General features: G+C 57.4%; 20 protein-coding genes. 7 read left to right on the top strand and 13 right to left on the bottom strand.

Going from position 1 to position 25586, the window contains the following annotated elements:
- From NY78_RS14415 to NY78_RS24795, 4 genes are all read left to right on the top strand, one after another.
- Nucleotides 1-794 (top strand): NAD-dependent epimerase/dehydratase family protein (locus tag NY78_RS14415; RefSeq protein WP_043637419.1); only part of this gene is annotated, 794 nt, incomplete at its 5' end.
- Nucleotides 785-1720, top strand: a complete 936-nt coding sequence (locus NY78_RS14420; protein WP_043637423.1) for a glycosyltransferase family 2 protein — start codon at nucleotides 785-787, stop codon at nucleotides 1718-1720. The genes NY78_RS14415 and NY78_RS14420, both read left to right, overlap by 10 nt.
- 830 nt (nucleotides 1721-2550) lie before the next feature.
- On the top strand, nucleotides 2551-3726 hold the full coding sequence (locus tag NY78_RS14425; protein ID WP_156180956.1) for a hypothetical protein: 1176 nt from the start codon (nucleotides 2551-2553) through the stop codon (nucleotides 3724-3726).
- 226 nt (nucleotides 3727-3952) lie between these two features.
- Nucleotides 3953-5986, top strand: a complete 2034-nt coding sequence (locus tag NY78_RS24795; protein WP_156180957.1) for a hypothetical protein — start codon at nucleotides 3953-3955, stop codon at nucleotides 5984-5986.
- Nucleotides 5987-6231: 245 nt separating this feature from the next.
- Here NY78_RS24795 and NY78_RS14435 read toward each other — a convergent pair whose 3' ends face one another.
- From NY78_RS14435 to NY78_RS14465, 7 genes are all read right to left on the bottom strand, one after another.
- Entirely contained in the window at nucleotides 6232-6852 is a 621-nt protein-coding gene (locus tag NY78_RS14435; protein ID WP_043637429.1) for a class I SAM-dependent methyltransferase, read from the bottom strand.
- A gap of 73 nt (nucleotides 6853-6925) precedes the next feature.
- Nucleotides 6926-8074, bottom strand: a complete 1149-nt coding sequence (locus NY78_RS14440; RefSeq protein ID WP_043637431.1) for a hypothetical protein — start codon at nucleotides 8072-8074, stop codon at nucleotides 6926-6928.
- On the bottom strand, nucleotides 8071-9078 hold the full coding sequence (locus tag NY78_RS14445) for a radical SAM protein (RefSeq protein WP_043637433.1): 1008 nt from the start codon (nucleotides 9076-9078) through the stop codon (nucleotides 8071-8073). Before NY78_RS14445 ends, NY78_RS14440 begins: the two co-directional genes overlap by 4 nt.
- Before the next feature lie 175 nt (nucleotides 9079-9253).
- Entirely contained in the window at nucleotides 9254-9979 is a 726-nt protein-coding gene (locus NY78_RS14450) for an energy-coupling factor transporter transmembrane component T family protein (RefSeq protein WP_043637434.1), read from the bottom strand.
- The gene (locus tag NY78_RS14455) at nucleotides 9969-11393 is read right to left on the bottom strand and encodes an ABC transporter ATP-binding protein (protein WP_043637436.1); all 1425 of its coding nucleotides are present in this window, start codon (nucleotides 11391-11393) and stop codon (nucleotides 9969-9971) included. The genes NY78_RS14450 and NY78_RS14455 overlap by 11 nt, the downstream gene beginning before the upstream one ends.
- Nucleotides 11390-11968, bottom strand: coding sequence for a hypothetical protein (locus tag NY78_RS14460; protein WP_043637438.1), 579 nt, complete (start codon nucleotides 11966-11968; stop codon nucleotides 11390-11392). The genes NY78_RS14455 and NY78_RS14460 overlap by 4 nt, the downstream gene beginning before the upstream one ends.
- Nucleotides 11956-14055, bottom strand: a complete 2100-nt coding sequence (locus NY78_RS14465) for a TonB-dependent receptor (protein ID WP_043637441.1) — start codon at nucleotides 14053-14055, stop codon at nucleotides 11956-11958. Before NY78_RS14465 ends, NY78_RS14460 begins: the two co-directional genes overlap by 13 nt.
- A gap of 449 nt (nucleotides 14056-14504) precedes the next feature.
- Here NY78_RS14465 and NY78_RS14470 point away from each other — a divergent pair, with 449 nt between their 5' ends.
- Entirely contained in the window at nucleotides 14505-15587 is a 1083-nt protein-coding gene (locus NY78_RS14470; RefSeq protein ID WP_043637444.1) for an energy transducer TonB, read from the top strand.
- Nucleotides 15588-15856: 269 nt separating this feature from the next.
- Here NY78_RS14470 and NY78_RS14475 read toward each other — a convergent pair whose 3' ends face one another.
- From NY78_RS14475 to NY78_RS14495, 5 genes are read right to left on the bottom strand one after another with little or no spacing between them, the layout of a single operon-like run.
- Nucleotides 15857-17662 carry a radical SAM protein gene (locus tag NY78_RS14475; protein ID WP_043637598.1) on the bottom strand — a complete coding sequence of 602 codons (1806 nt, stop codon included), beginning with the start codon at nucleotides 17660-17662 and terminating at the stop codon, nucleotides 15857-15859.
- Between the two features lie 9 nt (nucleotides 17663-17671).
- Nucleotides 17672-18319, bottom strand: a complete 648-nt coding sequence (locus NY78_RS14480) for a class I SAM-dependent methyltransferase (protein WP_043637447.1) — start codon at nucleotides 18317-18319, stop codon at nucleotides 17672-17674.
- Between the two features lie 10 nt (nucleotides 18320-18329).
- Complete coding sequence (locus NY78_RS14485; RefSeq protein ID WP_047960208.1) at nucleotides 18330-19178, bottom strand: ABC transporter ATP-binding protein; 849 nt, start codon at nucleotides 19176-19178, stop codon at nucleotides 18330-18332.
- A 1-nt stretch (nucleotide 19179) separates the two neighbouring features.
- Entirely contained in the window at nucleotides 19180-20229 is a 1050-nt protein-coding gene (locus tag NY78_RS14490; RefSeq protein WP_053062233.1) for a FecCD family ABC transporter permease, read from the bottom strand.
- On the bottom strand, nucleotides 20226-21284 hold the full coding sequence (locus tag NY78_RS14495) for an ABC transporter substrate-binding protein (RefSeq protein ID WP_043637449.1): 1059 nt from the start codon (nucleotides 21282-21284) through the stop codon (nucleotides 20226-20228). Before NY78_RS14495 ends, NY78_RS14490 begins: the two co-directional genes overlap by 4 nt.
- Nucleotides 21285-22071: 787 nt before the next feature.
- Here NY78_RS14495 and NY78_RS14500 point away from each other — a divergent pair.
- Entirely contained in the window at nucleotides 22072-22725 is a 654-nt protein-coding gene (locus tag NY78_RS14500; RefSeq protein ID WP_043637452.1) for an MEDS domain-containing protein, read from the top strand.
- Nucleotides 22718-24862, top strand: a complete 2145-nt coding sequence (locus NY78_RS23175) for a response regulator (protein ID WP_197084259.1) — start codon at nucleotides 22718-22720, stop codon at nucleotides 24860-24862. Before NY78_RS14500 ends, NY78_RS23175 begins: the two co-directional genes overlap by 8 nt.
- A 245-nt stretch (nucleotides 24863-25107) precedes the next feature.
- Here NY78_RS23175 and NY78_RS25550 read toward each other — a convergent pair whose 3' ends face one another.
- Entirely contained in the window at nucleotides 25108-25440 is a 333-nt protein-coding gene (locus NY78_RS25550; protein ID WP_231584010.1) for a PHP-associated domain-containing protein, read from the bottom strand.
- Nucleotides 25441-25586 lie beyond the last annotated feature (146 nt).

Genomic DNA, 25586 nt, shown 5'->3' on the forward strand with positions numbered 1-25586 from the left:
GAAATTTTGATTTCCCCACGCAGCCCGTCGATTACATTATCCACGCCGCTGCCGAAGCCAGCGCCGCCCTCAATCATGACGCGCCCCTGGTTATGTTCGATACTATTGTCGAGGGTACCCGACGGGTCCTGGAGTACGCTCAACGCAGCCAGACCCGGCGATTGCTGTGCGTGAGTTCTGGAGCCGTCTACGGCCGCCAGCCCGAGGATATGGTCTCCATGGCTGAGACCTTCGAGGGGCGGCCAGACCCACTGGTTTCCGGCAATGCATACGGTATGGGGAAATGCGTGGCAGAATTTATGTGCGCAACAATTGCGGCGCAGGGGAGGTTGGTCATCCCTATCGCCCGGCCGTTTGCCTTTCTCGGTCCATTCTTGCCATTGGACAGGCATTTTGCCGCAGGAAATTTTCTGGCCGATGTCTTGCGCGGTGGCCCCATCCGCATTCAAGGGGATGGTACGCCATATCGCTCCTATATGTATCCCACAGATCTCGTGGAATGGCTCTTCACAATTTTGCTTCGCGGTGCATCAGGCAGGGCTTACAATGTAGGGTCTGACGAAGCCGTTTCCATTGGTGAGCTTGCTGCAGTCATGGCCGAAACAGCAGGCGGAATAGTCGTAACGACGGCTAAACAACCAGATCCTTCACGTTTGCCTTCGCGCTATGTGCCAAATATCGATCGATCCCGCCAGGAACTCGGATTATATGTGCGCGTTGATTTGCGCCAGGCCGTGAACCGTTCATTGATTTCGTACCGCAATCAAACCGCCAAGGAAGATATATGCCGTTAATCAGTGTTGTTACACCATGTTATAATGAAGAAGCGAATGTACACCTCCTTTATGAGAGAATTCGCTTAATATTTTCTACTCATTTTCCTAATTATGACTATGAGCATATTTATATTGATAATGCTTCGCGGGATACAACTGTCGCGCTGATTAAGCAGTTGTGCACTGTGGACAAGCGGGTTAAACTAATTGTCAACGCGAGAAATTTTGGGCACATCCGTTCTCCTTTTTATGGTATGCTGCAGGCTCGAGGTGATGCTGTTGTTCTGATGGCCTCGGATCTTCAGGACCCTCCGGAAGTATTGGTGGATTTTATTCGCCAATGGGAGGCCGGCTATAAACTCGTGTTGGCCATAAAGAAACAGGAAATAAATTCCCCGATTATGGGATTTCTTCGTAAGAAGTATTACCAGTTGCTGGCCATCCTGTCTGACGTGAGCATCACAAAAAATTTTACAGGCTTTGGTCTTTATGATCGTACGGTCATGGAGGAATTGAGGGTTCTTGGCGATGCATACCCATATCTCAGAGGTATTATTTCTGAGCTCGGGCATGAAGCCGCGTTGGTAGAATTCGTCAAACCTCCCCGTCGTGGCGGCATAACACACAACAATTTTTACACCCTCTATGACATGGCGATGTTGGGAATCACCAACCATTCTAAAGTGCCGCTTCGGCTGGCAACGATGTTCGGATTTTTGATGTCGGCCATTAGTATTTTAGTCGCAATCGGTTATCTCGTCTATAAATTATTGTTTTGGGATTTTTTTGCCGTTGGAATGGCACCTGTTATCGTTGGAATGTTCTTTTTCGGGTCAGTACAGTTGTTTTTCCTCGGAGTTGTTGGCGAATATGTCGGCTCCATCCACACACAAGTTTTAGCACGGCCCCTTGTTGTCGAAAAAGAACGTGTGAATTTTGATTAATTCAAGAAATAATTGCAGGTAAGGAATTGTTTATTTGTTTTTATTGATTAGCGCATTGATTTGAGCAGTGTGAGCTGTTTTTTGCTGGAGTAAGTGAACTAACATTGCACGGGCTGGAGGTACCTGAATGACATCGGCATGAGATAAAGACTGAAATCAAAAGCTGTGATATTTGCTTGCTTGGAGTTTTATACTTTTTACACGTAATGGATAAGTTCTTTTAACGCAATGATGGCGGCAGTGTTGGCTGTATATGCTAATACTATGTATGACGTTCGTTCGCTCGCTGTGCCAAGATACTGTTGCTAGGTTGTTTGACTTTATGAGAGAACAAAAAAACACGTGACATATCTTCTTTACTTCCAGTCTGTGCTGAACTTTCTGTCTATACCAATTAGTAGTTGTTGCTGTCGAGATCTCGCTTTTAATGCTACTTGAGCATTTTTTAGTGGAGAATTAATTATTTTGTGATGCGATAAATTTAGCTTTTTGCAATTGTACAACTGTACGCTCTAATTCGTTCATTACATGCGTCCTGTAACTTAGTTAATGATATAGTATTGTTGTGTGTGTAGCGTGATTTGATAGCAGCATGGGCTGTTGCTCAAGTCTGTCAGTATCGGCTACCTTTTTCGGTGCTTCATTTGTTTGTTTCAATAATCTCATTTAGATGGTTGCAAATTCATCCAGATATTGATGCTTGCATGAGTGTTTGTTAAAGAGTTCGATTGTCTCAATGACATGTTACTTCGACCTATGGAATCATTCATACTATGAGAATCTCTGGGCCTATTGCGCGACATTGGACCATTGGACTTGTCGTCGCCATCATGTTGGCTTCCATTGCTTTCGATCTGAGTAAGTTGCTAGAATCTTACCCGACAGGATATGTCTGGTCCGAACTTCTTATCAATTACCAAGGGGGCTTTGTTCGGCGAGGGGCATTTGGCGAAGTTGTTCTGCGCCTGTGGCCGATGATTACTCCCTTGTGGAGCTCGGCTATTGTGTTGACTGTTTTGTATTTGGCCTTCGTGTGGTTTGCAGTGCGGCTTTTCCGGTTCATGGATATGGCTATGATACTGCTTTTTGTCTTTTCTCCAGGACTTTTTGCTTTCTGGATCTGGGATTATGGCGTGTTTGGTCGCAAAGAAATAGTGGCCATGGTGTTGTACATGGCTCTCGTTGACGCGGCTTTGACTGCATGGCGTGAGAATCCTGGGAGGCGAGGACTTGTGGCGCGGTATGTGGGGCTTAACATCTTGTTGCTCTTCGTGAGCCTTGTCCATGAACTCGTCGTCTTTTTTATTCCTTTTTACTTGGTTATCCTCAGGCTGTCCGACTCGAGGGGCCTGCGTCGGCTGGAAACAGTTTTGCAGGGGGCTACGCTCGTCGTCGTGCCGGCAATGGTATTTCTGGCTATGTTCGCCCTGCGCACTGAAAATGCCGCTCAAGCCATAGCAGCCTCTTGGGAGGCGCTTTTTCCGCATCTGACCTTTGCTCCGGATGCAGGGGCACTCCATTTTTTTTCCATGACCATGGCCGAAGGCATTTCGATCAGTCTTCATGTGATGCGCACGTCGCCTACCAACTGGCACTATCTCATTCTGGGCGTCTTATCCCTACTCCCCTTGGTCTATATGTTGCCCTTGTGCCGGAGCGGGCTGGGTCGTTTTCGTGCCGCCGGCTGGTGGAACAGGATGTTGCTTTTAGGCTGTCTGATGCTTCCCTTGGTCTTATTCTGTATCGGCATGGATTATGGTCGATGGGTCAATCAAATCATATTTCACTGGTATGTGCTGATGGTGTTTTTGGCTGCCAAGAGTGATATTTTGCAGCCATTGCCTGGAGATACTGTGATCGTCTGGTCTGGTTATTCGATGGATCGTTCGCGTTATGTTATTGTCGGTATCGTTCTATCACTGATCTTGAGCTGCATTGGCATGCGTCACTTTGTTACCGCTGGGGATAGTCCTATTGCATGGTTGCCGCTCAGAATGTTTTTGTAGTTTTTTACATATTTTTATAGACATAATAACTTCTTTTAGTAGATCTAAGCAAGATCTTGGGATAGATTTTTATTATAATGATCTTTTAGATATGGTTTTTTTATAAAGTGTATCTTGCCTGAAAGTATTGCATGGCTCATGTGTGTTTGAGTGCTAATGCTAATATTTTGCTGGTATTCGCAGAGTGTCTGTCCGCATAGGGAAGTATTCAATAGGGTATCGTGGTATGGATTTTTTACGACAAGCGACTCTTCTTTCCGTTGATTTGTACCAATGGTTGGCCTTCGTATCCACCATTGCGGCCCTTCTGTTCGCAGTGATTAGCGTGCGTCGATCTTCATGGTCAATCATGGCCTATGGAATCGCTGTGTCAGCCTTGTGCCTGCTTGGACGCTTTCCTGTCTTATTCTCGCCTTCTCTGTCTGACGAAAGTGAACAGATTACTGCGGCACTGGCTGTACTCGCGCACGAACAGTTTTTTGGGCGTGTTTTTATTGGCACACATGGCCCGGGGATGACCTTGCTCTTGGTTGGTCTCAACTGGCTTGGAATGCCACTTGATAGCTATTCTGTTCACCTCTTCGTTTTATTTTGCCAATTTTGTACTGGTTGGTGTTTGTTGGTTTTGTTGAGGAAATGTGGTGTTGCATCGCTAGCGCCATTAGTCAGTTTATCTTTTTTCTTCTTTGTGGCTTTTACCCGAGAAAAGCAGCTTGTTTTGTACAACGCTGAAATAATTACTAGTATTTTCCCGCTGTTAGCGACTATTTTTCTCTTGCACTATAGGGCTCGGCTGCAACGCCTTCCTCTCCTGTTGGCAGGATTATGTCTCGGATTTATTTCTTTTTTTAAGATACAATTTATTCCACATTTAGTAATACTATTCGTTTTTTTTATTTTTGCAATTTTGACATATTCCCATTATAAAAAGCGTGATTTTTTGCTGTTTATTGCAATTGCTATTTTGCCGACTATTGGGATGGCTCTTTATAGTTTTGTCCAACCAGCTGTCATTGCGTATTACAAAAAATCTTTTGTTTGGCAGTTTGGCTATATCGCAGAGATTTCCCCAGGAATACGCGAAAAGTTCACCACGTTTATTTATCTTGTTGCGAATGGTCTTGCTACAAAACAGGAATCTGCCCTTTTTATTACGGCCTTGTTCGTTCCATTTGTCGTGGCGGCGTCTCTAGCTTTTTATGCTCCTCTGTATCGAAAAGCGCAGCACTTTTGTCCTTCAGGACATGATGCCTTACTGGTATTAAGCTTGCTTGTTGTCGCCGTTCTTGCCTCCATTGCGCCTGGTCGGCCGTTTCTTCATTATATTCTGACATATGTACCATTTCTTTTTCTCGCTTATGGATTGGCGCTACAGGTTTTTTGGGAGGAAGGTGGCCGGAAGGGACTGCTCGTCTTGACGGCAGCCACGAGTCTGCTTTTTCCGCTCTCTGCATTGACCAGTCCCGAGGTTCGCATGCCGGCTTGGGGACTTGATGATTTTTCAACTCCATTTCTTAATGTGCTCAAACAATGCACGCAAGGCAACGGCAGCCTCCTTGTTACGCATCCTCACTATGAGTTGTATGTGCTGACTCGATCTGTCCCGCCCATGCCGGAAACAACTGATTTGTTTGATTATAAAAAGCGACTGGCTGTTGATCCAAAAGAATTCATGGATGTATTTCAACGACATCCACCCAGCGTTGTGCTTGAGACTGATAGAGGTGATAAGAATTTTCAAATCGATCAGGTGTTTCCAATGCTCCAGGAGGTGCTTGATCGGGACTATGTCGCTTGTGCGACGCAACCGACGACAATTTTGTGGTGCCGCCTGAAGCCAGAATGGACTGTTATTGACGACTTGTTGCCTTGTTATATACATATTTATAATTTGTCTGGCCTAGAAAAAAACACATCACCTGACTATGTTTACCGATGGACGACAGATGCAGCGACTCATATTGACTTTTTAGATCATGGCACAAGGTATAAATTGACGTTGCAACTCGTAAGTCCTCTTTTTGATCAGACAGTATCTATTGTTTTAAACGAACACGTAGTGGCTGAATTTGCTGTTCCAAAAGGGAATGATCCAAATATGGCAACACGCCACAATGTATTGATACAAACGGTAAACGGCTCGAATAAGCTGTCTTTGCACCTCTCACGAGTCAATGTTGGCGAGGAGAGACCTTTGCCGCAAGAAACCCGGGCCTTGGGCGTTCAGGTGTTGGAAATGTCCTTTTCCCAACAACCATGACTCTCAAATCTGTCCCATGCAGGGGGTGGCGAGAAGCTCCCGTGACGCTCACCCCGCGAGCAGTCGTCAGTGGGGTGGGCCTTGCCTGCGTTCACTGGACGGGGGGGATGCTTTTGACTTAATCATTCAGGACGCGCGTAAAACTGTATTGCCAACGTCAAAGCCGGCATACGGTCCTGATGTCCGGGGACGTTTGGGACGGACGGCCAACAGTTTGGCGAGATTGAGTCTTCCCTTCGTGCCCTCTATTTCCCAAATGTTATCCAATGGCCAGCGTCCTCACGGGTAATTGTGAAGTGCTCAATACCGGCGGCCCGCAAGAACTTGGCGTGGGTTTCCGGTTCCGTCCCCGGCCGTGGCGGTGGAATTCCCTGCGCCCAACGGGGATCGCGGCCGGCCATCTGGCGGCAGATGGCTTCCCGGATCAATGGCGGCCCAAGTCCGCCGCCGAGATAGGCCCGGCCTTTGGGCGACAAAACCCGGCGGACTTCGGCAAAAGCCTTGGGCAGATCCTTCCAGAACATGAGGGAACCGCGGCTGACGGCCAGATCGACGCTGCCGTCTTGAAGCGGCAGGGCATGGACATCGGCCAAGAGGGGCACGGCCCGCTTGGCCAGACCCTGTTGTGCCGCGCCACGAACTGCCGCCTGGAGCATGGCCGGCGACTGGTCAAGCAGGACGGCGAAACAGGCACTGGCAGCCGCCACGGACAGTCCGAGTTGGCCCCCGCCGCAGCCCAGGTCGAGACACAAGCCGCGCCTGATGCCGGATTGGTAGATAAAAGTGTCGGCATAATACGGGTATAGCGGGGCAAAGACGTCCCGGCTGATGGCCAGAAAGGCTGCAACATCCTGCTTGTCGCCCATACGGCCTCCTGCCTGCGGTCCGTCATCAGCCTCTAGGCTTCCAGAATCGCCCTGGCCCTCTCTATGCATGCCCTCAACCCGCTCCAATCGCCTTGTCCTGGCGGTGGATGACGGCCATGAGCCCCTGGTTGTAGAGGTTTCGGGCAAAGCACTCGCAGGCGATGTCGCAACCCGTGGTCATGTGCATGAACATGCTGCGGTTGCCAACGGCGATACTGCGGCCCGGATAAGCCTCGCCAATGGTCCCCGACGGCAAGGCTGTGAAATAGCCTGAGAACGGGTAGGGTTTGCGCTCAATGTCGTCGAGGTAGTAACGGTAGCCGCCGTTGTGTTCAAACACGCGGTGGCTGCCTGTTGTCAGGGCCAGATACTGGCTGTCGCCCGGTTCGTAGCAGTACCAGCTCCGGCCGTTGCGGCAGGCCGTAAACGGCATTGTGAAATCATCGCAGCCCAGCCCTTCCAGAAAGGCGATGGCCACCTTTTCCCGGCCAAGTCGGGCCAGGATCGCGTTTTTTACGTCAGTAATTGACGCCACGCCCTCCAGGTTGGCTGAAACCGGCACAAAGTAGCTTGGGGCCGGCAGCATGACCAGCCGGCGAAGGGATGTGGTGTTGAAGTAGTGGCCAAGCCGGGCCACGGCCATCTGTTCGGGCAGACGGGTCCCATTCTCCGGGCCGCCGCCAAACAGCTCCAGGATTTCTTCCCGCGTGGCCACCCGCTCCAGACCGGGATGCCCGGTGAGCCGGTCCATGTCCCGGGGCGAAAGTCCATACAGTCCGGCATAGCGGGCCGACCAGTTGCTGGCTACGGCCAGTCCGTCCAGGCCTGTCAGGTCGATGGGGGTCGCCGCCTCGGTCATGTCGCCCGTGCCGACAATCACGGTGGTAAAGCCCGACTCCCGAGAAAACCGTTCCACTTCGGCAAAGGCCGCATCGCGCATCTCCGTCCTCTCGGCCGCGGTCAGCGGCGAATAGCGCGAGGAATAGTACTGCCGGGCATAGGTCAGAAAGGCAAAGCCCGGATTGTACTGCTCTATGAGGTCAAGAGCCGTGTCGGTCACCCAACTGTTGCCGCGCGGGTCCCGGTCGCCGGGAAAGGGATGACGGGCCAGCACGCCTTTGACCGTGCCGGTGAGCGGCGAATCAGTCGCTTCGATTTTATGTCCGGTGCGTAGATCCACCACCTGCTGCCACTGCCTTGCATCCAAAATGGCCAGACTCATATGCGCACCTCCCCAGCGTTCCAGTTCACCCGCGTGCCGAGCAGGGCGATGCGTCCGCCGCACTGGAGGCAGACGTTGCCCTGGCAGCGGAACATGTCGAGCTTGTCCCCGCCGCAGCCCAGGCTGTGGCGCGTAATCACTTCCGCGCCGCAGCCGGGACAGCGGGTGCCGACCCACTCGGATCCGATGAAATTGTGGAAATACAGGTAGGGCAGGCTGGTCCGAAGTTTTTCCAGCCGCTGGTTTATGTCTTCGATATTGGGATAGTCGCGTTTGCTCATCTTGTGGGTCGGCAGCAACCGGAAAACATGCCAGGGGATGTTCGGGTTGATGTCGGCCAAAATGGCGGCCATGGCATCCAGTTCGTGGTCGTTTTCACCGTCGATGACCGGAGTGGTCACCTCGACGTGGCAAAGCCGGGACAGCTCGCGGATGTTGCGCACGACCGGGCCGCTGTCGGCAATGCCCAGACATTCGCCGCAAAACGTCGGGTCCAGGCCCTTGAGGCTGACGTTTATAAACGAGAAGATCTCCCCCAAAAGGGCCGTGGCCAAGGGGGTGGCGTAACCGTTGGTCAGGCAGCCCATGGGCATGTTGGCCGCCTTGGCCGCCCGGGAGACGCGGGCCAGGGTCGGCAACGACACTGTGGGCTCATTGATGGAGAAGACGATGGAATGGCACCCCTGCTTGCGGGCCAGGGCCACGAGTTGTTCGGGACCGATGTCGAGCAGGATGTCGGTCAGGGAAGCCGGGTCTTCCTTGGCCGCGTAGGCATTGGCGCAGTAGCGGCAATCCAGGTTGCAGCCGGCCGTGCCGACCACCATGCACCGACTGCCGGGGTAGGCGTGGTAAAAGGGAATCGTTTCCACCCGGGACACGGCATAGGCGCACCACTTGTCCGGGAAGCGCTCGACAAGCTGGCCATCGGTGTTGGCATACATGCGGCAAAAGCCGTGCCGGCCCTCTTCGAGGCGGCAGTACCGCTCACAGTAGTTGCATTGCATGGCATGTCCTTTTTGGCGTTGCGGCGGCGGTCGACTCGACCGGTCCACCGTCAGGCGTCACGTGGTATGGCATGGCCCCAGGTGCCAATCTCCGTCCAGGCTGACGCGGCATTGATTTTCTCCTTGGCGACGGACAGGGACGGCAAGCGCCGCAAATGTTGCGGGCCGGCCTGCCTCAGGCTCCCGGGCGCAGCCACTGCCAGGCAAAACCCGTCCAGGGCAGGACTGCGGCAAGGTAAAAACAGGCGTCTCCGACGCTCAGGGGTGTGCGGACGACCGCCTCCGGCCGGTCGCCGGCCAGACCCCGCAGTTCCAGGGACAGGGCCAATTCCGTGGCCCGGCGCATCTGGGCCAGAAAGACCGGTACAAAAAGCGGCAGGAACTGCGAAGGGCGCATCAGCCGTTTGGCCTCAAAGCCGCGCGCCCGCTGCACCTCCACCACCCGCAGGCTCATGGCGAACATGGCCGGCAAAAGGCTGGTTAAGGCTGAGACGAACAGGACGGCCTTGCCCGGCAGGCCAAGGCTTCGAAGCGACAGCAGCATGTCGGAAAAACTCGTCCACTTGACCACCAGGACATCGACCAACAGCACGATGAGAAGGCGCAGGGAGAACACTCCGAGCCAAGCCAGGCCAAGCAGCATCCCCTCGCGCCAGTTGGCCGCTTTTTCGATGCCGCCCAGGAGAAAAAGGAGCAGCAGGGTCGGCAGCCCCAGGACCGAGACGCCGAAAATCAGGCTGACGCTGCGGTCCCAGACGCCGGAAACCAGGAGTAGGATGGATACGGCTACGACAATGGCCAACAGGATGCGCCAGTCCTCACAGAGAAAAGCATAGGCGCACAGGGAAACGGCAAAGAGGAATTTGCTCACCGCGCTGGCGCGGCGCAGGCTACGCACCATCGCGTCCCTCCGGGTTGGGGACATCGGAAACGATGCGGCCGCTGTCCAGCCGGACAATGCGGCTGGCGGCCATGGACGCAAAGGCCTGTTCGTGGGTGGCCACGAGTACGGCCGCCCCTTGGCCGGCCCGATCGAGCACGGTTTGGGCCATAACGGCCATGGAGGCGTTATCCAGGCCCGTGGTCGGTTCATCCAGGCAAAGGATCGTCGGATCGGCCACCAGTACCGAGGCCAGGCACAGGCGGCGTTTTTCCCCGAAACTCAAGGAAAAGGGCGAGCGCTCCAGCATCCGGTCCAGCCCAAGTCCGGCCAGCTCCCGGGTCACGCAGGCCGTGCGGGCAGGCTCGGGTATATCCAGGTTGGCCAGCCAGTAGCCGCACTCTGCCGCCACGGTATGGGCAAAAATCTGTTCATCGGGATTCTGAAACATCAGTCCCACGGCGCGGCCACAGGTCAGGCCAGCAGCCAGGGCCACGCGCCCGGTCCGGGGTTTGGCCAGGGCCTTGGCCAGGCGCAGCAGGGTGGATTTGCCGGAACCGTTTGGCCCCATGAGGGCCACGACCTCACCCGACCGCACGGCCAGATTAATGTCGTCAAGCACCTTGTCGGTCGTGCCGTAGCCAAAAGACACCCCTTCAAAGGCCAGCGTCGGCGCGTCCGCTGCCTGGCGCACGGCTGGGCCCGCCGTCCAGGCCGGCGATGAAAGCCGGCCCGGCGGCAGGGGACGGCTGCCCGGAAACGCTGCGGCTGGGCCGTCATAGACGAGCCGGCCGTTTTCCAGTGCCAGATAGCGGTCAGCGAAACCGGACAACCGGTCCAGATCGTGCTCGATGACCATGACGACCAGCCCGGTTTCGCGGCTGAGCCTGTCGAGATGGGCAAAGAGCCGGTCGGCCGTGGCCGCGTCGAGATAGCTCGTCGGTTCGTCAAGGAGCAGCACCTTGGGCCGGATGGCCAGCATGGACAGGACTGCGGTCAGCTGCTTCTGGCCAAGCGACAGCGTGCCCAGGGCGATCTCGGCCCGGCCGGCCAGGCCGTAGAGGCCAAGCAGTTCGATTGCTGCTGTGCGGCACTCGGCCTCGGCCATGCCCCTGGCCCGCAGCCCCAGGGTCATTTCCTCGCTGATCGTGGCGCAAAAGAGCTGGGCTTCTGGGTTTTGGCCGACGATGCCGGCAAATCCGACCGGAGCGCCGGCCAGACCGTCACAGCCGTTAAGGACCAGCCCGCCCTTGGTGCGACCAGCCAGGGCCAGCCGGTGCGCGCCGCACAGATGATAGCCCAGGGTGGACTTGCCGGCCCCGGACGGTCCGACGATGCCCACCCGTTCTCCCGGCCGGATCGTCAGGGTCACGTCGGCCAGGACCGGCTCGTCCGTGCCGACCGGGGTAAACGTCAGTTCCCGACAGGCAATCATGGCAGGCGCAGCATGGCGACAATGTGCAGCCCGGAAATCCGTTTCCAGACGACCAGGGCCAGATAGACGCCAAAGCCGTTGATGACGAGGGAAGTGAGGAGCGAAATACCGAAAAAGACCTGGGTGGCCGTGGCCCAGGGCATCCCCATGGCCACGCGCACGACCATGGCGGCGCAGGGGCCAAGGATGCCGCCGACCAGGATGGCCACGTAGGCCCGGCCCACAGGCATCCGGGTTAGCAGCAGAGAAAACAGGAGATCGAACACCACCCCCTGGGTCAGGGCCGGTATCAGTTTCATGAAGCCGGGCTGGCCCCCGGCCGCCGGCATAAGCACGGCGGCCAGGAGTCCCCAGGCCAGTTCGAAACAGATAAGCGTGCCGAACCGGTCAAGCATCAGCCGGACCAGGACCATGAGCATGACCGAGACCACCATCTCCAGCCGGGCCACCTCGTGGATGGCCGTCACCTGGAGGGCGGTCTTGAAGACCAGCCCCCAGCCGAAGTCCAGGGCCACGACCGAGGCGAAAAACACCACCTGGGCCGTGGACAGTTCCTTGAGTCTTAGAACTTGCACGTCAGCTCCAAAAAGAGCATCCGGCCGGGGTTTTCTCCATTGGAATTGCGATAATCGATATAACGGTGGTCCAGGATGTTCTGGGCCGACAGGGACAGCTCCATGTGCTCGCCGTATTCAAAGAAATCGAGATTGCGCCATATCTTGCCGTTGAGCAAGGCATGGGGCGATATTGTGGTGTTGCTGGTGTTGATGTCGTCGCTGTACATTTCACCGACATACTGCACGGCCAACTTGTTGTTGATGTATTTGTTGAGCCAGGTAAATCCGACGTTGGCCGAGTTCTGCGGCGTATAGGAGAGCAGTTTCCCGACCAGATCCGGCCGGCCGGGGAAATCGGTGATCCGGGAATCATTGAAGGTGTAGTTGGCAAAGAGCGAGAATTTCTTGAGCACGTCGATGTCCATGAACTTGAACGGATCGTACTCGGCATTGAGTTCCATGCCCCAGATCTGGACTTCGCCGACGTTTTGCTTCTGGCTTATGCCCTTGGATACGTTGACGTAGTACTGGAAGTCATGGCCCACAGAGAAGTAGCCTGAACCGGACAGCTTCAGGTTGTCCAGGGGCTGGTAGTCGGATCCGACTTCGAATGTATCGAGGTTTTCCGGTCCGAGGCTCGGGTTGGATATTTTGTAGCCGCCCTTCATCTTGCCGGTGCGGTACATGTCGTCGAGCAGCGGAGCCCGGAAGGCATGGGCATAGGACAGGTAGGCGCTTAAATTGTCCATGAAGAAGTATTTGGCCGAGGCGCGCGGACTCCACTGGTCCCAGGTGTGGTCGGAATAATTGCTGGTATAGGAGTTCAGCGAACTGATGTTGGTGTCGTAGCGGCCGTCATAGGTGGTGGCGTTGTCGTAACGAAGCCCGGCCAGGAAGATCAGCTTGTCGTCGAGAAAACGCATCTGGTCTTGGAGAAAGCCGCCCAGCGTGCGGATCTTACCGTAATCCGTGGCAAAGGTGATGGTGCCGGTGCGGGAGTAGTCCGTGCCGTCCATCAGGCCGTCACGGTAGTCGAAGCCGGCGGTGAAGGTGTGCGGCCCCCAGACCCGGGAGACGTTGGTCATGACGCCGAGTTCCTGGCGATTGACCTTGGAGTCGGTGCGGCTGTAGGAATCGATGTACTTTTGTACGTCGCTGGAATCCGTGATGCTTTCCTGGGTCCGATCGTAATTGGTGTCGTTAAAGTAGACGTTTATGAGTCCTGTCCAGCCTTCGTAGCCGAGGTTCAGCCGTCCCTGCCAGGCCCCGGTGTCGTAGGCGCGATGCACGCCGTTGTAGGCAAAGATTTCTTTGCCTTCGCCAACGCTCTGATTATCCTTTGTATACTGCAACTCAAGGCTATTGGACTCGTTAAAGTCCCAGCCAACTTTGCCGTTGATGGTCTTTTCCGTGATGTAGTTCTTCACGGTGTACCGGGTTTGCTCGTCGCTCGGAACGTTTTTGTAGCCTGGGGAATCATGGTAAAAGGCCGATACCCGGCCCCACAGGCCCTTTTTTTCCTCGGCGGTGCGAAATCCGGCGATGCCGCGCAACTGCCAGTCGTCATAGGTGCCATACTGGGTGGAGACGCGGCCCTCGGCAATTTTGGTGGGCTTTTGGGTGATGATGTTGATGACGCCGCCCATGGCGTTGTTGCCGTAAATGGAGGCCGCCGGCCCTTTGAGAATTTCGATGCGCTGGACATCTTCCATGTTGATCCGGTTCCAGTTGACGTCGCCCATGTCCGAGGAGTTCATGGGCACGCCGTCAAGTAAAACCAGCGTGCGTCCCTGCTCGTTGCCAAGACCGCGCAGGGTCAGGGTGGACTTGAAGCTGTAGGGGCCGTTGGCCCGTTCCAGGTGCGCCCCGGAGATGTAGGAGAGGGCCTCGTCCACGGTCTGGACGGGCATTTCTTTGAGATCCTCGCGGCTTATGACCTCGACCCGGCCGGGTATGCTCTTGAGCGGTTCTTCGGTGCGGGTGGCCGTGACCACCATCTCATCCATCTCATGGTTCGCGGCGTCGCCTTTGTCCGGTCCAGCGGCCAAAAGCGGCAGCGGCAGGGCCAAAATCGCCGAAATGGCCAAGCCAACAATCCCTCTCATAATCCCCCCTTGCGTGTTGCTCCATCGCCTGCTTTGGACACGACGTCCGTTCTTCGCTCTTTTTGCCTGTCGTCGGGACAGTGTTTGGAACCGGATTCCGAGCCGCAAACGCCGGAATCAGCGGCCGCAGGAGAGAGGCTTCCCCTGAGGCCTGCCGAGGCTGGCAGCGAAACACACGGCACAGAGTCCATTGCTCTTTATACTGTCACGGCAATTTCAAACAACAGAATACTGTGTTGAGTATTCTGGCGAGTGTATGATTGTGTATAGCAAAACATGAGACCGGTTGTGGCTGCTAAAAGAACGGGCTCATGCTTGACACTGCGGACTTAATAGACAAGAATTTCAATTACTGCAATAGATCACGTTTCAATGTTTGTCCGTGATCGCTGGCGTAGCAGAATGTACTGTCGCTGTTTTAAAAACTTTCGTGACACTGGATGAATGCCATGCAGCTCAGCCATGATGCCAACGCGCCTGTTCCCGATCCGGCAGGGCTAGGCGACGTCTCCCCAGAGTTGCGCTCCTGGCCGGGGTCTGCATCCCAAGCCGCCTGGGCCTTTACTCTCGACCCAGCCGTCCTCCGGGATTGCCTGCTGGAACGACCTGACAGGCCGGCTGCCGGCGCGCGGTGGTGGCCCGGGCTGTTGGCTTCAGCCGGACTGCACGGACTGGTTGCGGCTGCGCTGGTCGTCTGCGCCGTGCTTGCCGGCCCGGCGCCAGAACCGCCCTTGGCGGTCATTGGGCATTTCGACCTGGGAGGGCTTGACGGCGGCGGTCCGGTCGGCGGCGACGGACAGGACAGTGGTTTGGACGGCGCGGCCCGAACGGCCACGGCGGTTTCCCCCACCGAAGCCGCCACGTCTGTCGAAGCTGCCGCGCCAACTTCGCAACCCAGTGCCCGGACTGAAACCGATCCGCCGGCCGAGCCAACACCCCAGCCGATCCCTGAGCCGCCGGCCGTGCCCACGCCCGATCTCGACCGTCGGACCCCGCCGCCCAAACCACGAGCCACGACGAAGGCCCACCCCAAAGCAGTGGCGGCCAGAGCACAGCCAGCCGGGCCGCCGTCGGCCCAACCGGCTGAGACCGAGGCCGGGCATGTCTCGGCGACAGGCACGGGCTCCGGGGCGAATGCCGGGGAAGGCAACGGACAGGGACGTTTGGGCGAGGGGCCGGGCAAAGGTCTGACTCCCGGGGCCGGCCCTGGGGGCAACGGCGACGGCCAGGGGCACGGCGGAATGTATGTCGGCGAATTCGGCCGGGGAGACGGGCCGACGTTCCGGCATCGTTCGCCGTTGCGCTATCCCGACGCCGCCAGGCGGACAGGCCAGGAGGGCAAGGTGCGCCTTCGCCTGGAGATCGATGCCGAAGGCGTATTGCGAAATGTTTCGGTGGTCGAACACACCGGACTTGAGTTCGTGGAGGAGGCCCTGCGGGCCATCAAGGCCTCGACGTTTTACCCGGCCAAGCGACAGGGCCGGCCAGAGCCCTGCCATGCCTTGCTGACCATCCGCTTTGCCCTGGGCTGATCGGGCCTAAGCGCCCAAGTTCCCTTGAACAAACACAAGACCGGTATTCACCTGCTGTTGGTCGAAACATTCCGGTTCGCGCCAGTCAGGAACACGTGCGTCTACAATCTTTGACCAGCCCAGGAGCACCTTTTCCACTCCAGGGGCGGCGCCATGCCCTCGTGCTGTGTTCGGTCATTTCAATGATGGTTTTCCAAGCGCCGAGGCTTGAATTTATTGTTTTTATTCACAAAAACAGAAATATTTTTTGTGAATGCGACACGAGCAGGTCAACCGGCAGCGCTGGGAGCAACCTCGGTGAAGCGCCAGAATCGGTTCGGTTTGGCAAAGGAACGGTTGATCGTGGCGACCGGGAAATCCTGCCCGAAAATATGGCGATGGTAGTCGCGCGCATCCTTTTCGATATCGAATGAGTACCGGTCCGGATGGAGCATGTTGGCCAGATAACGCAGGCCAAGCACCCATTTGGGCGCGCCGAAATCGCTGGTCGGAATAGGCGCAGTATGTATGCGACCGGAACGCACCGCTGACACATCGAGCCCGGATTCCCTGCACTCCTGGCAAAACGCTTTGGGATCGTTGGATATAAATGAGGAAATGAAAATGACCTCCGGGTCGAGGTGTTTGAAGGTTGCCGCCGGAATGGTAATGCCGGGCCTGCCTTCCAGTTCGAGAGACGTGTTGACGCTGTTCCCCCCGGCGACGCCGACCAGGTGATTTTCGAAACGGTCCCCTTTGATGGCAAAAAGCGGTTTGCCCATGGCGTAGTAGGTTCGAGGCCGGCACGCGGGGGGAATGTCGTTGGCCAGCACCGGGGCGATCATGGTCGCTAAATAGTCAACCAACCAAGCAGCCTTGTCGTTGCGACCGAGCACGTCGCCGAAGTGCCGGATGAGTCTGAAATAGCCGTCAATGGTTTGGATGTCCTGGTGCAGTTGCGGGAGCATACGCTTTGCCAGCAGATGTTCCCAGACCCCGACCACCTGGGCCTGGGTGGTTGCGCCCATAGCCAGACACATGGATTCGACGATCTCAAGCCCCCGGGTAAATGGATAGCCGCCCTGGAAGGCTCCTTCCCGCAAGGCCGGGGGGGAGACAGGGCCCTTGATGACCGGGTCGCTGCCGCAGCGCGCACAGGCCACGGCGTTGTCGGCCACGCCCGGGGCCAGCGAGAGCAGGCGTGCACCCATGGGGCCGTAGAAGTCCCGGTGAACGATGGTCTCGCCGCACGCGGGGCAAACCGTATCCAGCCCCCGCGTCCCCGGGGTGTTGAAGACATAGGTAAAGGGCAGGATGCGGCGCAGCTCGGCGGCAAAGGCCTCGGTGTCGGCAATGGGTGGTTCGAGGGCCGGGTCGGCCGATTCGATGGGGACAAACCGCATGAGTTGCAAGACGAGGGTTGGGGATATCCCGGCCAGGGTTTGGGCCAGTAACCGGGTATCCTGACGGTTGTCGCTGCGGTCCATGCAGGCCACTTCCACGTGCACGCCATGGGCAACGAGCAACCGGATGTTACGCAGGACCACGCCCGGATCGCCGCCGCCGCAGGCGCGCACCGACGCGGCAGTCATCCCCTTGACGCCGATGTTGATGCAATCGAGAAGTCCGATAAGCGGTTGCAAAGACGTTTCGGTAAAATAGGCATTGGAGGCACAGCCGACCAAAAGTCCCTGGCTTTTGGCGGCCCGGGCCACGCGCACAAAGGTCTGATAGGAGGCCAGCGGGTCGTTCATCAAAAAAGCAATGCCCTTGCATCCCTTGGCCACGGCCATGGCCACCACGCTTTCCGGGGAAAGCTGGCGCAAGGCCGGGCTGTCCGGCCGCATTTCCCGGGCGGTGACCGTGGAAATGCAGCCTGGGCAGTCGAAGTTGCACCCGATGGTGCTCACTTGCAGGAACGGCGCGCCAGGATGGAAATGGAGCAGCGGGATGGTTTCCACGGAGATGGGGCTGGCGACCAGATAACGGTCGGGGAAGCGTTCGACCATGGCCTCCCCGATATTGGCGTAGCGGCCGCAGGCGCCGTTGGCTCCGGCCGGAACGTGGCAACTTCGCTCACAAATGGGACACAGCATGGCAACCACCTATCGGATCGCCGTCTCGGCTGAGACGGGCTTACGAATTTGCACCCACACGCCGTAGGGATCGGCCAACACCGTGGCCTGGGGCACCTGGGCCTTGGCCAGCACCGTGTCGAGGTATCCCTCCTCTTTCCAGGCGTTTCGCGTGTCTGCCTGGCCTTCCCCTGTCCACTTGGGGCGCATGGCCCGGACCTCTTCAAGCGTTTGGTAGTGGCTGAAACCACAGCCGATAAGCCCGTAGCCGCCCGGAGCCAGTACGCGGAGGATTTCCCGAAATGCGGCCACATGGTCCGGCCAAAACGGGATCGAGCCCCGACTGACCAGCAGGTCCACCGTTGCGTTCTCCACCGGCATGGCCGTGACGTCGGCCTCCAGAAAGCGGAACCGCTCCGGGGCCAAGCCATGGTGCACAACATTTTCCCGGGCCATGGTAAGGACGTCCGGCGCGGCGTCCAGGCCGAGCATGGCGCAGTCGGTGATCTTGGCCAGTTCGATCAGCACCGCAGCGCCGCCAGTGCCGACATCCAGGCACAGCCCGTTTCGGATGCCGCAATCGTCTACAATCTGCCGGGCAAGCAGGGGATACATGGCGGCAAACCGGTGGGAAGCAGTGTAGCGGTAAAAATCCTTGTCCGTGTCCGTTTTGTCCATACGGCTGCTCCTATTGGGGGCGTCGGGCTTCGTGGTTGATTGGCCGGGCCACGTCCTGGGAGGAAGTCCGATCCGGCCCGCTGCGGCCGATACGATCGGGAATGCAGACCCGGATGGTTTCATTCATGGAAAATACCGAGATATCCGCATCGTAGAGGCGGCTTAAGTTGTCGCGCGTAACGACCGCACGGGGCGCGCCGTCGGCGACCACCTGTCCCTCGCGCAGCAACAGCACGTGGTCCGCCACCCACAGGGCGTGGTCTGGGCAGTGGGTGGTCATGACGCAGGTATGCCCCTCGGCGCACAACTCCTGGAGGATGGCCAGAAATTTTGCCTGATGCCCGAAATCCAGGCCGGTTATGGGTTCGTCGAGCACCAGGGCCTCGGCCTGCTGGGCCAGAGCCCTAGCCAGCATGGTCAGTTGCCGCTGGCCGCCGCTTAAGCGCGTGACGGGAATATGGGCCAGATGCCCGATGGAGAATCGCTCCAGCGCCGCCTGGGCGATGTCCCGGTCCTTTTGGGCGGGACGTCCGAAAACCGAAGCGCCGACGGCCCGGCCCATCAACACCATTTCCAAGGCGGTGTAGGCAAAGGGGATATGATGCAACTGGGGCACGTAGGCCACTCGCCGGGCCATCTCCGGTCTGGACAGGGCATGGGCCACGCGGCCGGAAACTAGCAAACGGCCAGCGGCCGGGGTAAGCAGCCCGAGCATGAGCCGCAAGAGGGTGGTCTTGCCGCAGCCGTTTGGTCCCAACAGACAGACAAGTTCTCCCGCCCCTAGCTGAAACGAGACCCGGCGCAGAACGGGCGTGCCGTTGTAGGCAAAGGCCAGGTCTTCGGCCGCAAACACAGACATATTACCCCCAGGACTTCCGGGCGTTTCGCAAAACAAGCGGAAAAAACGGGATGCCGACCAGGGCGGTCAGGATGCCCAGGGGGATTTCCACGCCAAAGGCCAGACGGGACACATCGTCCACCAGCAACAGGTAGATCCCGCCAAGCAGGGCGGCAGTGGGCAACAGCGCCCGGTTGCTCGGGCCGACCAGCATGCGTCCGGCGTGGGGGATGATAAGCCCCACCCAGCCGACCAGTCCGGCGATGGAGACGGTGGCGGCGCAAAGGATCGTGGAGACGGCGATGAGTCCCAGCCGGACCCGGCCGACGTTGAGCCCCAGGCTTTTGGCTTCCTCGTCGCCAAGGCTCAGCAGGTCGAGCTGGCGGGACATGAGAAACAGTCCGGCCATGCCGAGGCAAAAGATCGGAGCGGCCCGGCCGACCGTCCCGGCATCGGCCCGGGACAGGCCGCCCATCAACCAATAGGTGATGGCCGGGAGTTGGTCAGTCGGATCGGCCACATATTTGACCGCCGAGAGCAGGGCTGTGAACAGGGCTGTGCTGATGACGCCGCCCAGGATGAGCAACAACAAGCGGTCGCCCTGGCATACGCGGGCCAGCGTCAAGGCCAGCCCCACAGCGACAAGCCCCCCGCCAAAGGCGCAGCCCTGGATGGCCAGCCAGGAACCTTTCGCCAGCATGCCCAGGGCCGCGCCAAAGGATGCGCCGGCCAGGACGCCAAGCAGCCCCGGCGAGACCAGGGGATTGACGAACATGGACTGGAAGGCCGCGCCTGAGGTGGAAAGGGCCGCGCCGACCAGAATCGCGGCCATAAGGCGTGGGGCGCGGATGTCGAAGAGCACGATCCTAACCAAGCCCAGTCGCGTATCCTCGGGGGGCGTCACCCTGCCCAGCGCGTGGAGCAGGGCGCGCCACTGATCGGCTAGGGCGATGGGATAGTTGCCGGCCGTCAGCGACCAGACGGTTGCCGCCAGCAAGACGATGCCCAGCAGCCAGGGGGTCACGAACACCCTGGCTGCCGGATGGGAAACCTCGGAGTGGTCGGACCTCACGGCTTGCCGGCGTCCTTTTGCCCCAAAAACTCCCGGGCTTGGGCTTCGGTCACGTCTTCGTTCCAGAAGAGCTTGAAGAAATCCCGGGTCTCCCGGACCATGTCATAGGGGAACACCTCAGGGTACAGGGCGTTGGCCAGCCATTTCACACCCAACAGGCGCATGAAGGATGGCGGACGGTCAAACCAGTTCAGCGGCAGATCGGGGATATTGAGCACCCGGCCTTGTTGCACCGCCGGGACCGCGGCCCAAAGGGGAGAGGTCAGGATCATGTCGCGGCACTTGGCGTCCTGGGCCAGGATAACCTGGGGCGCGTAGCTGAGCACGGTTTCCATGGTGACCTTGTCCATGCCGTACCGCCGGGTCTGGGGGGCCGGGTGGACATTGCGGCCGCCGGCCAGTTCCAGGACCAGGGTGTGAAAGGACCCCCGGCCGTCTGTGTAAAGCCCGTCGCCGCCTTCGGCATAGTAGACGGTCAGGCGTTTGTCCTCGGGAATGGAAGCCACGCCTTTGTCAATGTCGGCCAGGGTCCGCTCGGCATAGGCGGCGAGCGCCTCCCCCCGGTCCTTTTTGTCAAACACTTCGCCCAAGAGGCGCAGGGCCTTGGGGTAGGCCGCAAGCGATTCACTCTCAATGTGCACGACCGGAATGCGCATGGTCGTAAAAAACGCTTCGAAATCTTCATTGCCCTTGGCCATGGACCCGCTGATGACGCAATCCGGCGCAGCCTTGAGCAACGCCTCCTTGTTGGGCGTCATACCCTGGCCGAAAAAACCGCCAAGCACCGGCAGATCACGGGCGCACGGGGCAAACCAGTCCCGGGCCGTCTTGGTCTGGGGGTAATTCCAGCCCACCAGCAGACAGGGATCAAGGGCGTAGACGAGCAACGCATCCGGCGGGGAAAGCGCATAGACCCGTTTGGGAAAGTCAGGTGTCGTCACGGTCTGCCCGGACATATCCGTGAAGGTTGCAGCCGCTGCAGGTGCGACAGCCAGGCAACAAAGCAGGAGCAAGATCAGGATCAGACGGAGACAAGGAGGGGCAGGGCGGTGCATGGCATACTTCCTTTCGTGTCGGACGTGTTGCGCGGTAGGGTGCGGCAGACTGCTCCCCGGCTCGGGGCGTTTCTCCGGGCCGCAACAACTCTGTCCGGCCCCGATGAGTATCCAAGAGAGTATATCCCTTGGACAAAAACGGAGGCAATGTGACACTGCGTTGATGTTTGTTCGTAATTGCGGGTAGTTGGCTTGGAACTTGTAATTATTAACTCGCACGAATAGGCCGGTTGCGCGGCCTGTTCCGCAACGGGACGAGATTTATGGAGAATGCCTCTGGATCAGGGGAGTACGATTTCTCTGGTCGGTGGAAAGCGATTGTCCAACACAGTCAGGAAAGGGCTTCATAAGGAATTTTCTGGTTTCGGGTGCACTCGTGCGGGGCCGAAATGAAAGTCTTTATTTTTTTGTTGGTCGCGGATCAGGCAGTGCCCTTGCCTTTGGCTGCCAGCGTGTTGGGATGCCGGGATTTTGGGAAGTTGGCTCGCGTATGTTCTCCGTCAGTTCTTTGGAGGATTGGCATAGGATGCCACATAATTATTCAAAATAGTGTCAAAAAACCTCGATGCAGCACTTCCCTTGAAGGGCTGCCGCTGCGCCATCGGCCTCTTTCTGCGCCAACCGCACCGACTTTGTCGCTAATGTATTGATTGCGAGTCTGATATGCTCCATATTAGGCACAGGGCCAGGCTGGGGTGTCTATTCGTTTTCGCCCAGCTATGCTCGCCAGCGTCACCGCATAGGCCCAGAAGAGGTCCAGATTGTTGTGGCGACCAGGAGGACGACAATGCACATCACAACGACAAATCAGCCGCCATTGGCGCTTGGATTTGGAAATTATACTTGCAACTGGGGAACCCATTTCTGCGGCCTCTACGAAACGGAAGCCGAGCGAGACGAAATTATCATGGGATTTCTGGCCCATGGAGCGCAAGCAGGGGATCTTCAGTGTTACGTCCCGGCTGAGCGAACAATTGAAGATTTCAGGCACGAGTTTTCGAAACATTGCCCCTTGTGTGAACAATATCTAGCTGACCAGAATACGATGAAGATTCATTCTGCCAAGGATATATACTACCCGGACGGAACATTCTCTCCTTGGGACATGGAGGATGCATTAAATGATGTTTTTGAGAAAAGCCAAAGAAACGGGAAACGAAATGTTCGGACCGCAGCGGAGATGGTCTGGGCGCTTGAAGCCATTCCCGGAGTGGACCATCTTATGGCTTACGAATCGAGGCTCAATTACTTTATTGCGGAAAAACCATGGATCAGTATTTGTCTGTACAATGTGACAAAATTTGATGGCAAGACGATTCTGCAGGTCCTGCAAACGCATCCCTATACTATCAGCCAAGGCGTGGTCACCGAAAATCCTTTCTTCCAGGATCCAGACATCTGGCTTGCGAAAAATGCCCCTGAGTTCCTCCGACGTGGCTGATCAACAGGACGTCGCGCACGATCTGTTTCTGCTCCTGCTCAACCTGTCGCAATTCTCAGACAGGAAGCTGGTCATCAGGGTCTTTGCAGAAGCTGCAAGCGCGCTTTGGCCTACGCTTTCTTTGTCCTATGTCGAGACCGCGCCCCCGGACCAACCAACGGTCCTGAGTCTGGACACCTTGAAGAACAATTATGGCGGCTTCCTGATCAAAGGGGAGCTCGACGCCCTCCCTTCCCAGAAGCGAAAGCTGCTGGGCAACGCCGTGAGCCTGCTCGCGCTGCTGTTGGAACGTCTGGAGCAGCAGCAGCAACTTCAGGACCGCGGGCAAACGCTGGAGAATGAAGTCGCTGTCCGGACAAAGGAACTTGCCGCCCGAAACCAAGAACTGGAAAAGGAAGTTGCCCAGCGCAAGCGGGCCGAGGCGCATCTCCAACGCACATCCGCCGTCAACAAAGCCCAGGCGGACATCGCCAGTGCCCTCACCCGGCCAGAATCCTCGATTGAGGACATCGCTGAGGTTGTTTACCGGTGTGCTTTGAAGATCACCGAAAGCGCCTACGGATTCGTCTCGTCCATTGATCCAAAGACGCAGGAAAATGCTGCCCCCATGCGTCCCGATCCGCGACAAGCGGAACAGTGCCTTGTCAAACCAGATTCGGGAATCTGTTTTCCCAACGATCCAGGCAGGTTTGCTGTATTCCGGGGGGCCGCTTTGTATCGCGGGCAGCCGTTTTGCGCCAACGCCCCAGACAGCCGCCTGACTGGTTTTGTTGTGCCGCCCGGGCATATGCCCATTGAGCGGATCATGGCTGTGCCGGCTGTTTATCGAGGGGAACTTTTCGGCGAAATCGTCTTGGCCAATTCGAAACGGGACTACACAGAGGATGATTCGGCTGCCGTTACAGTCTTTGCCAACCTTTTTGCTTTGGCCGTGTACAGGATGCGCGCTCTGGAAGAACTCCTCAAGGCGAAAGACTCCGCCGAGACAGCCAGCAAAGCCAAGTCTGAATTCCTGGCCAACATGAGCCATGAGATCCGCACGCCGCTCAACGGCATTCTCGGCATGCTTCAACTGATGGGAAGCACCCCGCTTGACGGCGAACAACAAGAGTACCTCCTCGCAGCAATGAAATCCTCCCAGCGTCTCACGCGTCTTTTGTCGGACATCCTCGACCTGTCCAGGATCGAGGCGGGGAAAATGGCCATCCATGAAGAGGTGTTTGAGATAGCAGTCCAGCGGGATCTCATTGTTGATCTTTTTGCCATGGAGGCAGGCGAGAAAGGGGTTGGACTGGATTTTTTCATTGATGAGCGTATGCCGTCGCACCTTATCGGGGACAAGTCACGTCTCCAACAGATCCTTTTTAACTTGGTTGGAAACGCCATAAAATTTACGGATACGGGCAGCGTGCGGGTTGATGCGACGCCTCTCGGTTTGCAAAATGGCTTATTGCGCGTCCTTTTCGTTGTTCAGGACACTGGAATAGGCATTGCGGACGACTTGCTCCGGATTGTTTTCCAACCTTTCACCCAGGCCGAGGATTCCTACACTCGCCGTTTCCAGGGGGCCGGATTAGGGCTTTCCATTGTTCAAAAACTGCTCCGCATGATGCACGGAGAAATGGCTATCGACAGTGGTGAAGGTCTGGGCACGACAGTGTACTGCTCCCTGCCGTTCAAACTGACTGACTCTCTGCACAGTCATGAGGAACAGGCCGAGCAAGCGGAGAGCCTCCGAAAGGACCGGCCGTTACGCATACTTTTCGCAGAAGACGATGCGGTGAATTTGATGGCCGGCCAGCGGTTGCTTGAGAAGTCGGGTTACATCGTCGCCACGGCTGTGGATGGTCATGGAGCCATCATGCGTCTTAGAGACCAGGAATTCGACCTGATTCTCATGGATATTCAGATGCCCGGCATGGATGGTGTGGCGGCTACCAGAGCGATTCGGGAAGGGAAGGCCGGCCAGGATAAGGCAAACATCCCGATCATCGCCATGACGGCCTATTCTATGACGGGCGATAGAGAGAAATTCCTGGCTGCCGGGATGGACGACTACGTCGCAAAGCCGGTCGCCTTGGCCGAGTTGCAAACCGTCATTAACAGAGTGATGGTTGGAATGAATTCGGCGGTATGAGCATGAGCTCCAGGGGAGAAGGCATCGCAAGGCAGCCCCGGGTGATTGTCTGACGGCCAGGCGGGGCAGGCTGGATGAGTCGCATCTGCACAGCACCGTCTCTGGTGTCAGCTGCCTGGAGAGAATGACTTAAGGGGGTGGCTTCCTGCGAAGCAGAGCGGCAATTCCTGAAGGTGGCAGAAGAGGGTGGTGAGGCCGCGGGACGGCCTGGAAAGCCCCGCCTCCAAGCGGTTTGCCGGTCATGTTTACCGGGGCAGGAATTCTTCGGAAACGCAGGGAGGTTGTGAATATGGCGCCGCAGGCGGAGGGCGGCGCTCCAAGAGGCTGGAGGTTACAGCCGTGGGCATGCGGTGTGGTTCGCACAGCCCCAGGCGCAGGGCCGAAACGAAGTCCTCGCGGCAGCGCACAGGGGCGCGGAGGCGGGTAGCCACTTTCCCCAGTTCGGCGAGGCTGTGGGCATCGCTTCCCCCCAGAGCCACGAGATTGCGGCGTTGGACCAGGGCCAGGGCCTGTTCGTTGGCTGTGGCCGGGTTGCGGCCGTTGATCGCCTCGACCAGCCGGCAGTCAGGGGAACTCAAAATATGCTCCTGGACAGCACGTCCTGGCCGAAAGGGATGGGCGGCAACGGCGACGCCGCCGGCCGCATCGACCAGCGGCAACATCTCCTCGGCATGAAGACCGAAGGGGAGACTGGCAAATGGTCCAAAAACAAGAAAGTCGCCCT

The sequence above is a fragment of the Desulfovibrio sp. TomC genome, from assembly GCF_000801335.2.
Taxonomy (GTDB): Bacteria; Desulfobacterota; Desulfovibrionia; order Desulfovibrionales; family Desulfovibrionaceae; genus Solidesulfovibrio.